Raw genomic sequence first — 13432 nt, forward strand, 5'->3', positions numbered from 1 at the left:
ATGCATGAGACTCCGCGAACCCTCCTCGAAGTCCTGATCCAACGCGCCTCGAGCGAGACGGCGCACCGGAAACAGTACGCCTTCCTCGGCGACTCCGAAGCGGAGGAAGCCTCGCTGAGCGCGAGGGAGCTTCACGCGCAGGCGGCGCGCATTGGCGCGTTGTTGCAGGCCCAGGGCGCGCAGGGCCAGCGCGTGTTGCTGCTGTATCCGCCGGGGTTGGACTATGTCGCGGGCTTCTTCGGCTGCCTCTATGCGGGCGCGGTGGCGGTGCCCGCCTATCCGCCGGACCCGGTGCGACTGGAGCGCACCCTGCCCCGCCTTCGCGCCATCATCCAGGACGCCGAAGCCACGGTGGTGCTCACCACGTCCGGCATCCTCTCGCTCGCGGACTTCGTCTTCGAACAGGCGCCGGACTTCCGGGCGCTGAAGTGGCTGTCAACGGATGACCTGCCCGCGGGCGGTGAGTCGTCGTGGGTTGAGCCGCGGGTGAGCCCGGAGACGCTGGCGTTCCTCCAGTACACGTCCGGCTCCACGGGCACGCCCAAGGGGGTGATGCTCAGCCACGCGAACCTGCTTCACAACCTGGGGCTGATTGCCGGCGCCTTCCAGACGGGGCCGCGCAGCTCCGGCGTCATCTGGCTGCCGCCGTACCACGACATGGGCCTCATTGGCGGCATCCTCCAGCCGCTGTTCGCGGGCTTCCCCGTGACGCTCATGTCCCCCATGTCCTTCCTCCAGCGGCCCATGCGCTGGCTGGAAGCCGTGTCCCGGTATGGCGGCACCGTCAGCGGTGGACCCAACTTCGCCTTCGAGCTGTGCGCGCGGCGGGCCACGCCCGAGGACATCCAGGCGCTCGACCTGCGGGCCTGGGACGTGGCCTTCTGCGGCGCGGAGCCCATTCGCGCCGCGACGCTGGATCGCTTCGCGGAGGTGTTCGCGCCCTGCGGGTTCCGCCGTGAGGCCTTCTACCCCTGCTACGGCCTGGCCGAAGGCACGCTCATCGTCACGGGTGAGGAGAAGGGTCGCGTGCCGCGGGTGCACGTCCTGCAGGACGCCGCGCTGGGCCGCGGGCAGGCGGTCCGCGCCGAGCCCGGCTCCGAGGGCTCCAGGACGCATATCGGCTGCGGTGCCACGCTGGCCGAGCAGCGGCTGCTCATCGTGGACCCGGAGTCGCGCGTGCCACGGGCGCCGGGCCAGGTGGGCGAAATCTGGGTCTCCGGTGGAAGCGTCGCGCAGGGCTACTGGCGCAAGCCCGAGGCCAGCGTGGACATCTTCCAGGCCGTCCCGGTGGGCGCGGAGGCCGGGCCGAAGTACCTGCGCACGGGCGACCTGGGGCTGCTGCTGGAGGACGGGCAGCTCATCGTCACCGGCCGGCGCAAGGACCTCATCATCCTGCGGGGCCGGAACCTGTATCCGCAGGACGTGGAGAGCATCGTGGAGCGGGCGCACCGCAAGGTGCGTCCGGGCTGCGTCGCGGCGTTCGCCATCGAGACGCCGGAGGGCGAGGCCCTGGCGGTGGTCGCGGAGGTGTCGCGAGATTTGGCGGAGGGCTCGGACCCGGCCGCGCTGGGCGCCGTGGCGGACACGCTGCGGAAGGCCATTGTCGCGGAGCTCCAGGTCCAGCCGCACACGCTGGCGCTGCTGCCGCCCGGCTCGGTGATGAAGACGTCGAGCGGGAAGATCCAGCGCTTCGCCTGCCGTGCCGCCCTGGTGTCCGGCGAGCTGTCCATCGTGTGGCGCAGCGGGGCGGGTGTCATCTCGGGGCCCGCGTCCCTCCCCGCTCCCGAGCCGGCTCCGGCCATCCAGCCCGCGCTCTCCCAGGAGGCACTGGAGGCGGCGCTGCGTGAGGAGTTGGTGGCGGTGCTCGGGGCCGAGGCCGTTGGACAGGACGCCAGCACGCCGCTGACGTTGCTGGGCCTGGACTCGCTGGGGGCCGCCGACCTCCAGGGCCGCGTGGAGAAGCGGCTGGGCGTGCGCGTCTCCATCGCCGCGTTGTTGCAGGACCTGAGTCTGCGGTCGCTGGCGGAGTCCGTGTCCGCGGAGGGCACGGGCCGCCGGCTGCCACCGCTCCAGCGCCGCCCTGACGGTGCGGCGTCCACGCCCGCGTCCTTCACGCAGGAGCGGCTGTGGTACCTGCTCCAGTTGGATCCGTCCTGGACGTCGAACCAGATTCCGGTGGCGCTGACGCTGCGTGGAACGCTGGACGTGGCGGCGCTGGAGCGGGCCCTGTCGGAGGTGCTGCGCCGGCACGAGGTGCTGCGCACCCGCTTCGCGTCCCGCGATGGCGCGCTGCTTCAGCGCGTGCAGGCGCCGGGCCCCGTCTCCCTTCCGCGCCTGGACTTCACGGGCGCGAGTGGTGACGCGCGGCAGGCGACGCTCGAAGCCCAGGCGGTGCTCGACGCGCAACGCCCCATGGACCTGGAGGCGGGCCCGCTGGTGCGGTGCTCCTTGCTGCGCTTCGGGCCGGAGGACCACGTCCTGCTGACCGTTCTGCACCACCTGGTGGTGGACGGCACGTCCGTCGCGCTGTTCATGCGCGAGCTGGCGGCACTCTACGGCGCGTTCGTGGAGGGCCGGCCGTCACCATTGGCGGAGCCGGAGTTCCAGTACGGCGACTTCGCAGCGTGGCAGCGCGCGTACTTCACGCCGGAGGCGCTCACCCCGGAGCTGGCGTGGTGGAAGGAGGCGCTGGCTGGCGCGCCCCAGTTGCTGGCCCTGCCCACCGACCGGCCCCGGCCGCAGCGGTTGTCCGTCCACGGTGCCCGTCGCCTGCGGCTGCTGCCCGCGTCCCTCATGGCCAGGCTGCATGCCCTGGGACGGCGTCAGGGCGCCACGCCGTTCATGGGCGTGATGTCCGCGCTGGCCACGGTGCTGCACCGCTGGAGCGGTCAGTCCGACTTCGTCGTGGGCACCGTCATCTCCGGTCGAGACGCGGCGGGCACTCGCGAACTGATGGGCGACTGCACCAACTTCATCCCGCTGCGGGTCCGCCTGCCTGAAGCCGCGACGTCCGCGGACATGCTCTCCGAGGTGAAGTCGCGGATGCTGGGCGCGCTCGCGCATGGGTACGTGCCGTTCGAGCAGATCCTCGCGGCCGTGCAACAACCTGGGGCGGAGCGCCGCGAGCTGTACAACGTGGGCTTCATCCTCGACGACTACGAGTTGCCGCGAGCGTTGTCCGTCCGGGGCGGGCTGACGCTCGATGTGTCCCTGGTGGACAACCACACCGCCGAGCTGGACATGACCTTCGAGGCGACGCACCGCCCCGAAGGACTGCTGATTGGCTGCAAGTACTCCGCTGACCTGTTCGACGCGGAGACGGCGGACCGGCTCCTGAGCCATTTGGAGCATGTGATTCGCGGCATGGTGGAGGCGCCGGATGCGCCGCTGACCACCCTGCCATTGATGAACGATGCCGAGCGGCAACACGCGCTCCACAGCTGGAATCCCCGCGTCGAAGCGCCCCCGTCCGGCACGCTGACGGAGCTCATCGAAGCGCAAGTCGAGCGGACGCCGGACGCGGTGGCGGTGGCGTTCGAGACGGAGCGGCTGACGTACCGGGAGCTGGAGGCGAGGGCCAACCAGGTGGCGCACCAGTTGAGGGCCATGGGGGTGGCGCCGGAGTCGCTGGTGGGCGTGTGCCTGGAGCGCTCGGTGGACCTGGTGGTGGCGCTGCTGGGGGTGCTGAAGGCGGGCGCGGCCTACGTGCCAGTGGACCCGGCGTACCCGAAGGAGCGGCTGGGGTGGATGCTGGAGGACACAGGCGCCTCGGTGCTGCTGACGCACGAGAAGTGGAAGTCGGTGCTTCCGGCCAGTGCAGCCCGAGTCGTGTGCCTGGACAGTGAAGCGGCGGAGGTGTCGAAGCAGGCGGTGACGAAGCCGTCGGTGCAGGTGGGCCCGGAGTCGCTGGCGTACGTCATCTTCACGTCGGGAAGCACGGGGCGGCCGAAGGGGGCGATGAATGCGCACGGAGGCGTCGTCAACCGGCTGAAGTGGATGCAGGAGGAGTACGGGCTTAACGGCGCGGATGTGGTGCTGCAGAAGACGCCCTTCAGCTTCGACGTGTCGGTGTGGGAGTTCTTCTGGCCGCTGCTGGCGGGGGCGAAGCTGGTACTCGCGCGGCCTGGAGGGCACCAGGAGCCGGCGTACCTGGTGAAGCTGATGAAGGCGGAGGGCGTGACGACGGTGCACTTCGTGCCGTCAATGCTGCGCGCCTTCGTGGAGGAGCCAGGGCTGGAGGGGTTGGCAAGCCTGCGGCGGGTGGTGTGCAGCGGCGAGGCGCTGAGCGCGGAGCTGGTGAAGAAGGCCTACGCGCGGCTGCCCGCACCAGCGCGGGTACACAACCTCTACGGCCCGACAGAAGCAGCGGTGGACGTCACGTACTGGCCCTGCCCGCGTGGCGAGGACTTCCACCGGGTGCCCATTGGCCGCCCCGTAGCCAATACGGTGCTGTACGTGCTGGACACGCACGGGCAGCCGACGCCGGTGGGCATTCCGGGTGAGCTGCACATTGGCGGCGTGCAGGTGGGGCGCGGCTACTGGCAGCGGCCCCAACTGACGGCGGAGCGCTTCATCCCGGATGCCTTCAGCGGCACTCCAGGTGCGCGCCTGTACCGCACCGGAGACGTGGCGCGGTGGCTGCCGGACGGCACGCTGGAGTACCTGGGCCGGGCCGACTTCCAGGTGAAGCTGCGCGGCTTCCGCATTGAATTGGGTGAAGTCGAGACCGCGCTCACCGCGGACCCGGCCGTCCGCGACTCCGTGGTGCTGGCCCGTGAGGATTCGACGGGGGACCAGCGTCTGGTGGCCTACGTCGTCCTGGACGATGCGGCGGCGGCGCAGGAGGTCGACGCGTCCTCCCAGTGGAAGGCCATCTACGACGAGGCCTACGCGCGCGAGACTCCGGAGAGCGAAGACCCGACGTTCAACATCGTCGGCTGGGAGGACAGCTACACCGGCGAGCCACTGCCGCCCGCGCAGATGCGCGAGTGGGTGGACACCACCGTGGCGCAGATCCTCGGCTTCCAGCCCAAGCGGGTGCTGGAGCTGGGGTGTGGCACCGGCCTCCTCCTGTACCGGCTGGCGCCTCGCTGCGAGGCCTACTGGGGCGTCGATTTCGCCCGGCCCGCGCTGGACCGCATCGAGCGCCAGCGTGAGCGCATGGGCGGAGCCCTGGACTCCGTACACCTGCTGCACCGGAGCGTGGACGACTTCTCTGGCCTGGAGCCGGGCTCGTTCGACACGGTCGTCATCAACTCGGTCGTCCAGTACTTCTCCAGCCCTGAGTTCCTGCTCGACGTACTTCGCGGCGCCGCGCGCGTCCTGAAGCCAGGGGGCCGCGTGTTCCTGGGCGACGTGCGGAGCCTGGAGCTGCTCAAGGCCTTCCGCGCGTCGGTGCGCCTGCACCGGACCGCGGGCCCCGTGGCCACATCCCAGTTCGCCTACCGCGTCCAGCGCGACCTCCTGGCGGAGAAGGAGCTGGTCCTCTCCCCTACCTTCTTCACCGCCCTGCCGGCGCGCATCCCCGGCATCCAACGGGTGGACGTGCTGCCGAAGCACGGGCGCTACGACAACGAGCTGAGCCGCTTCCGTTACGAGGTCGTCCTCCACGTCGGCGACGCCGCCGAGACTCCCGCCCGGCGCACGAAGCCGGACTGGGTAGAAGGCGCCGGACTCACCCTGGACGGACTGCGCGAGCAACTGCGCGCGCGGCCTGGACTGCTGGCCGTGCGTGGGGTCCCCAACGCGCGAGTCCTGGAGCCCACCCGGCTCGTTGAGCTGCTGGCCGCCACGCCTCCGCCCACGGTGGCGGGCCTGCGCGAGGCCCTGCGTGACTGGCCGGGGCCTCGTGGCGTGGAGCCGGAGGACTTGTATGCCCTGGGCACGGAGCTCGGCTACGAGGTCCGGGTGAGCTGGGCCTCCGCGCACCGCGATGGCGCGCTGGACGTGGTGTTCGCGCGCCCCGGTGAGGCGGACACGCTCGACCTGTCCCCTGAGCCGAAGCAGTGCTCCTCCTGGGAGCGCCTCGCCAGCGATCCGCTGCGGGGGGCTCGGAGTGCGCGGGCGGTGAGCCGCCTCCGCGACGCGTTGGCGGACAAGCTACCGCCGCACATGGTGCCCTCCGCCTTCGTGGTGCTGCCCACCCTGCCCCTGTCTCCGAACGGCAAGGTGGACCGCAAGGCGCTGCCCGCGCCGGAGGCGGAACGCCTGGGGGCCGCGGACGCCTTCATCGCGCCCCGGACGCCCACCGAGGAGCAGGTGGCGCGCATCTTCGGTGAAATCCTGGGCCAGTCCCGCGTCGGCGCGAACGATGACTTCTTCGCGCTGGGTGGACACTCCTTGCTGGCCACGCAGGTGGTCGTGCGCGTGCGCGCGCAACTCGACACGGAGATCTCGCTGCGGACCCTGTTCGACGCGCCCACCGTGGCCCGTCTGGCGGAGCGCATCGACGCGCAGTCCCAACTCGCCGAGGCTCCGGGTGTCCCGGCCCTGGTGCCGCTGGAGCGCGGCCCGTCCGCCGACGAAGGACTGGTGGTGTCCTTCGCGCAGCAGCGGCTTTGGTTCCTGGAGCAACTGCAACCGGGACAGGTCGCCTACAACATCCCCGCCGCCCTGCGGCTGACGGGGCGGTTGGACGTGGAGGTGCTGCGGCGCACCTTCGCGGAGGTGGTCCGCCGTCACGAGGCGGTGCGCACGACCTTCGTCACGCGAGCGGGCCAGCCCGCCCAGCGCATCCACCCGGCCCCCGCGGAATGGCCGCTGCCGGTGGAGGACCTGAGCGGCCTGGCGCCCGAGGCCCGTGACGCGGCCGTGCAGGCCCGCATGGCCGAAGAGGCCCACCGCGTCTTTGATTTGGAGAAGGGCCCGCTGCTGCGCACGGTGCTGCTGCGCACCGGCGCGGACGCGCATGTGCTGCTGCTGTGCATGCACCACATCGTCTCGGACGGCTGGTCCATGGGCGTGCTGGTGCGGGAAGTGGCGGCGCTGTACGAGGCGCTGTCGCAGGGCCGCGAGTCCCCGCTGCCCGAGCTGGCGGTGCAGTACGCGGACTACGCCGCGTGGCAGCGGCGCGTGCTGGAGGGCCCGGCGCTGACGGCGCAGGTGGAGTGGTGGCGCTCGCGGCTCGAAGGCGCTCCCACGTTGGAGCTGCCCACCGACCACTCGCGGCCAGCGGTACGGACGCTGCGAGGCGCCACCCATGCGTTCACGATGCCGCCCTCCCTGGTGGCCGGGCTGGAGCGCGTGGGACAGGAACAGGGGGCCACGCTCTTCATGGTGCTGATGGCGGGCTGGCAGGCGTTGCTCGCACGCTACTCCGGGCAGACGGACTTCTGCGTCGGCACGCCGGTGGCGCATCGCACGCGGCCGGAGATCGAAGGGCTCATCGGCTTCTTCGTCAACACCCTGGCGCTGCGCGCGAACGTGGACGGCGATCCGCGCTTCGATGACCTGGTGGCGCGCGTCCGCGAGGAGTCGCTGGCGGCGTTCTCGAACCAGGACGTCCCCTTCGACCGGCTGGTGGAGGCGCTGGAGGGCCAGCGAGACTTGTCGCGCACGCCGCTGTTCCAGGCCGCCTTCGTCCTCCAGAACGCCCCCATGCAGCCGCCCACGCTGCCGGGCATGGCCGTCGACGTCCTGCGCACGGGCACGGACACGGCCCGGTTCGATGTGACGCTGTTGCTGGTGGAGCGCGGCGGACGGCTGGAGGGAGAGCTCGAGTACAGCCTGGACCTGTTCACTCCGGACACCGCGCGCCGCATGGTGGACCACCTCCAGCGGCTGCTTCGTGGCGTCGCGGAGGACGCGGCTCGCCGCATCGGCGCGGTGCCGCTGTGGAGCGAGGCCGAGCGCCACGAGGTGCTCGTGGCCTGGAACGACACGGCCGCTCCCTACCCCGCTGACACCACGGTCCATCAGCGATTCATGGAGCAGGCCCGGCGGACGCCGGAGCGCGTGGCGGTGACCTTCGAGGGCCGCTCGCTCACCTATTCGGAGCTGGATGCTCGCTCCAATCAGTTGGCCCGGCACCTGGTGTCCCTGGGGCTGGCGCCGGAGTCCCGCCTTGGCGTGTGCGCGTCGCGCGGGCTGGAGCTGGTCATCGGGGTGCTCGGTGCGCTGAAGGCCGGTGGCTGCTACGTGCCGTTGGACCCGGCCTGGCCCGTGAAGCGCCTGGAGCACGCGTCCTCCATGGCGCGCCTGTCCGCGGTGCTGACGTGGCAGTCGCTGTTGCCCTCGCTGAAGGACGGCCCGTGGCACGTCGTGGCGCTGGACGCCGATGCGGCGGACATCGCTCGTCAATCCACGGAGGCCGTGCAGGTCCCCGCGTTCCCGGAGGGGCTGGCGTTCGCCACCTTCACCTCCGGCTCGACGGGAACGCCCAAGGGCGTGGCCATTCCGCACCGGGGCTTGCTGCGACTGAGCGCGGCCTCGCGCTTCGTGACTCAGGCGCCCGAGGAGGTCACCCTCCAGCTCTCACCGCTGGCCTTCGACGTCTCCAGCGTGGAGCTCTGGGGCACGCTGCTGCACGGCGGCAAGCTCGTCGTGTATCCGCCCGGCACGCCCGAGCCAGACGCGGTGGCCCGCCTCATCGTCGAGCACAAGGTGTCGTCGCTCCTCCTGGCGACGTCGCTCTTCGAGCTGTTGCAGCAGCACCAGCCCGAGGCACTGGCGCGAGTCTCCCACCTGATGGTGGGCGGCGAGGCGATGCCGGCCCCTCGGGCGCGGGAGCGGCTGGCACAGGGCGCCGCGCTGACCAACGCCTACGGGCCAACGGAATGCAGCACCGTGGCCACCCGGTTCATGCTGTCGCCCGGGGACGCGGTGGGCCGCTCCGTGCCCATTGGCCGGCCCATCGACAACACCGAGGTCTACGTCCTCGATTCGGCGCTGCGTCCCGTGCCCGTGGGCGTGCCGGGTGAGCTGTGCCTGGGAGGAGCGGGCCTCGCGCGCGGCTACCTGAACCGCTCGGACCTCACCGCCGAGCGCTTCGTGCCCCACCCGTTCAGCGCCGCCCCCGGAGCCCGGCTGTACCGCACGGGCGACCGGGTCCGCTGGCGTCCGGACGGCGTGCTGGAGTTCCTGGGCCGGTTGGACCACCAGGTGAAGGTGCGCGGCTTCCGCATCGAGCTGGGTGAAATCGAAGCCGTGCTGCGCGGCCATCCCTCCGTCTCCGAGGCCACGGCCGTGGTGCGCGAGGACGCCTCCGGGAGCAGTCGACTGGTGGCGTATGTCGTTCCTCCGCGGCCGGAAATGGCCCCGCTGCGCGAGTACCTGCACCAGCACCTGCCCGACTACATGGTCCCGTCCGCGTTCGTCGGACTGGACGCCTTCCCGCTGTCGCCGAATGGCAAGGTGGACCGCAAGGCCTTGCCAGCCCCGGACCTGAGCCTGGGGGCGGCGGACTTCGTGGAGCCCCGGACGGAGCTGGAGCAGCAGTTGGCGGCTTTGTTCCGCGAGGCGCTCGGCCTGGAGCGCGTGGGCCTGAACGACGACTTCTTCCTCCTGGGCGGCCACTCGCTGCTGGCCACGCAGGTCGTGACCCGGCTGCGCGCGCAGCTGGGCGTGGAGCTGCCGCTCCGCACGTTCTTCGAGGCCCCGACCGTGGCCCGCCTCGCCGCGCGCCTGGAGTCGGCGCCGCGGACCCGCACCTTGCTGCCCCTGGAGTCCCTGCCCCGGCCTGCCCAGGGTGAGGTGACCTTCGACGTCTCTTTCGCTCAGCGCCGGCTGTGGTTCCTGGAGCAACTGCAACCGGGACAGGTCGCCTACAACATCCCCGCCGCCCTGCGGCTGACGGGACGGCTGGACGTGGACGCCTTGCGGCGCACCTTCGCGGAAGTGGTCCGCCGCCACGAGGCGGTGCGCACCACCTTCGTCACGCGAGCGGGCCAGCCCGCCCAGCGCATCCACCCGGCCCCCGCGGAATGGCCGCTGCCGGTGGAGGACCTGAGCGGCCTGGCGCCCGAGGCTCGTGACGCGGCCGTGCAGGCCCGCATGGCCGAAGAGGCCCACCGCGTCTTTGATTTGGAGAAGGGCCCGCTGCTGCGCACGGTGCTGCTGCGCACCGGCGCGGACGCGCATGTGCTGCTGCTGTGCATGCACCACATCGTCTCGGACGGCTGGTCCATGGGCGTGCTGGTGCGGGAAGTGGCGGCGCTGTACGAGGCGCTGTCGCAGGGCCGCGAGTCCCCGCTGCCCGAGCTGGCGGTGCAGTACGCGGACTACGCCGCGTGGCAGCGGCGCGTGCTGGAGGGCCCGGCGCTGACGGCGCAGGTGGAGTGGTGGCGCTCGCGGCTCGAAGGCGCTCCCACGTTGGAGCTGCCCACCGACCATGCGCGCCCCGCCGTCCGTGGCGCCAAGGGAGCTTCGTACTTCTTCTCGCTGTCCGCCGAGCAGACCGCGGGCCTGGAGCGGGTGGCCTCGGCCCACAACGCCACGTTGTTCATGGTGCTGATGGCGGGCTGGCAGGCGTTGCTCGCGCGCTACTCCGGGCAGACGGACTTCACGGTGGGCACGTCGGTGGCCGCCCGCAACCGGTCGGAGCTCGAAGGGCTCATCGGCTTCTTCGTCAATCCGCTGGCCCTGCGCTGCCGGTTGGACGGCAACCCGACCTTCAGCGAGCTGGTAGCCCGGGTCCGAGAAGAGGCCCTGGGGGCCTTCGCCCATCAGGAGGTCCCGTTCGAGCAGCTCGTGGACGCCGTGGGCGGCGAACGCGACCTGTCCCGGACGCCGCTGTTCCAGACGCTCTTCGTGCTCCTGAGCGCGGACCTGCTCCAGGCTCCGTCGCTGCCGGGGCTCCACGTCGACTTGCTGCCGGACGCGACGGACACCTCCCGCTTCGACCTGACGCTGGCGTTGATGGCGCAGGGCGGCGCGCTGAAAGGCCAGTTGGAGTACAGCCTGGAGCTCTTCACCCCGGAGACCGCCCGGCGGATGGTGGCGCACCTGCGGGTGCTCCTGGCGGCGGTGGCGGACGGGGCCGGTGCGCAGCGGCTCAGTGCGCTGCCGCTGATGGACGTCCGGGAACGGCAGCAGGTCCTCTCGGACTGGAATGCCACCCAGGCCGCCTACCCCGTGGATGCGACGGTGCCGTCGCTCTTCGCGGCCCAGGCGCTGCGGACGCCGTTGGCCATCGCCGTGGAGCATGACGGACGCACGCTCACGTACGCGGAGCTGGATGCGCGGTCCAACCAGCTCGCGCACCACCTGCGCTCGCTGGGGCTGGGCGCCGAAGCACGCGTGGGCGTCTTCCTGCACCGGGGCCTGGACCTGCTGGTGGGTCTGCTGGGCATCCTCAAGGCGGGCGGCGCGTATGTGCCACTCGACCCGGAGTACCCCGCGCAGCGGCTGACCTTCATGACCGAGGACTCGGGGGTGGCCGCCATCCTCACCGAGTCCGCGCTGGAGGAGGATCTGCCCGCGGGCTCGCAGCTCATCGTGATTCTGGATGACGAATGGGCGCGAATTGAGCGCCAGCCGTCGACGCCCGTGACGGGCGGACTCGTGGGACCGGACCAGCTCGCGTACATCACCTACACCTCCGGCTCGACGGGGACTCCCAAGGGCGTGGCCATTCCGCACCGGGGCGTGGTGCGCCTGCTCATCGGCGCACACTTCGTGGACCTGGGGCCGTCGGAGGTGGTGCTGCAACTGGCGCCCCTGGCCTTCGATGCCTCCACCCTGGAGATTTGGGGCGCGCTGCTGCACGGGGCTCGCCTGGTGCTCCATCCCCAGCGGACGCCAGACCTGGCCGAGCTGGGACAGGCCCTGCAACGGCATCAAGTCTCCGTGCTCTGGCTGACGGCCGCGCTCTTCGACCAGATGCAGCAGCACCAGCCGGAGGCCCTGGGCAAGGTGCGTCAGCTCCTCGCGGGCGGCGATGTGCTGCCGGCGCCTCGCGTCCGTGAACGGCTGGCGCAGGGCGTGGGGCTGGTGAACGGCTATGGCCCCACGGAGGGCACCACCTTCACCGCGTGCCACCGGATGTCGCCGGGCGACGCCGTGGGTGACTCCGTCTCCATCGGCCGCCCCATCGCGAACACCCAGGTGTACGTGCTGGACCCCGACATGCGGGCCGTGCCCGTGGGGATTCCGGGCGAGGTGTTCATCGGCGGTGACGGCCTGGCCCGCGGATACCTGGGGCAGCCCGCGCTGACCGCCGAGCGCTTCGTGCCCCATCCCTTCGGGCCTCCGGGGGCCCGGCTGTACCGGTCGGGTGATCGCGCTCGCTGGCAGGTGGACGGCACGCTCCAGTTCCTGGGCCGCGTGGACTTCCAGGTGAAGCTGCGCGGCTTCCGCATCGAGCTGGGGGAGCTTGAAGCCGCCCTGCGGACCCACGCCGCGGTGGAGACGGCCATCGCCGTGGTGCGCGAGGACCTCCCTGGCGACCGGCGGCTGGTGGCCTACGTGACGCCCGAGGACGTGGACACCCCGTCCCTCCGGGAGCATCTGCGCCAGCGACTCCCCGAGTACATGGTGCCCAACGCCGTGGTGGCGCTGAGCACCCTGCCCCTGTCGCCGAACGGCAAGGTGGACCGCAAGGCGCTCCCTGCACCGGACCTGTCGCCCGCGGAGGACGAGCAGGCGGCAGCGCTGCCCCTGCTCCAGCAGCAGTTGGCGACGCTGTTCCGGGAGGTGCTGCGCGTCGAGCGCGTGCGGCCTCATGACGACTTCTTCGAGCTGGGCGGCCATTCACTCCTGGCCACGCAGTTGGTGACGCGCATCCGCGCGGCGCTGGGCGTGGAGGTCCCGCTGCGGACGATGTTCGAAGCCCCCACGCTGGCGGGACTGGCGGAGCGCGTCGAGGCGCTGATGATGCAGGCCTCGCGCGCGGCGATGCCGCCGCTGCTCCCCGTGCCCCGGGACTCGGCGCTGCCCTTGTCCTTCTCACAGCAGCGCCTGTGGTTCCTGTCGCAGCTCCAGAAGGGCCAGGCTGTCTACAACGTGCCCTTCGCCCTGAAGCTGTCGGGGTCGCTGGACGTGGACGTGCTGCGGCGCACCTTCGCTGAAGTCGTGAAGCGGCATGAGGTGCTGCGCACCGCCTTCACCGCGACGGAGGGCCTGCCCACGCAGCAGGTCCAGCCGGCGCCGGCGGTCTGGGACCTGCCCGTGGAGGACCTGTCCGCGCTGAACGGGCCGGCTCGCGACGCGCGCGTGCGGCACCGGATGACGGAGGAAGCCCACTTTCCGTTCAACCTGGACGTGGGGCCGCTGCTCCGCACCGTGCTGCTCCGGCTGGACGCGGAGGAGCACGTGTTGCTGCTGTGCCTGCACCACATCGCCTCGGACGGCTGGTCCCTGGGGGTGCTGGTGCGCGAGGTCGCCGCGCTCTACGCCGCGTTCCGTGAGGGGCAGCCGTCTCCCCTGCCGCCCCTGGCCGTGCAGTACGCGGACTTCGCCGCGTGGCAGCGTCAGTGGGTGCAGTCGCACGGCATCC

Annotated in this window: 1 protein-coding gene (running past one end of the window); it reads left to right on the forward strand. The window is 71.5% G+C overall.

Going from position 1 to position 13432, the window contains the following annotated elements:
• Positions 1–13432, forward strand: the start of a protein-coding gene (locus KGD87_RS08145) for a non-ribosomal peptide synthase/polyketide synthase (protein WP_284666901.1). It continues 29456 nt past the right edge of the window; 13432 of the gene's 42888 nt are visible here — the first part of the coding sequence; it begins with the start codon at positions 1–3; the stop codon falls past the right edge of the window.

This window comes from Myxococcus sp. SDU36 (assembly GCF_030168875.1).
Taxonomy (GTDB): Bacteria; Myxococcota; Myxococcia; order Myxococcales; family Myxococcaceae; genus Myxococcus; species Myxococcus vastator.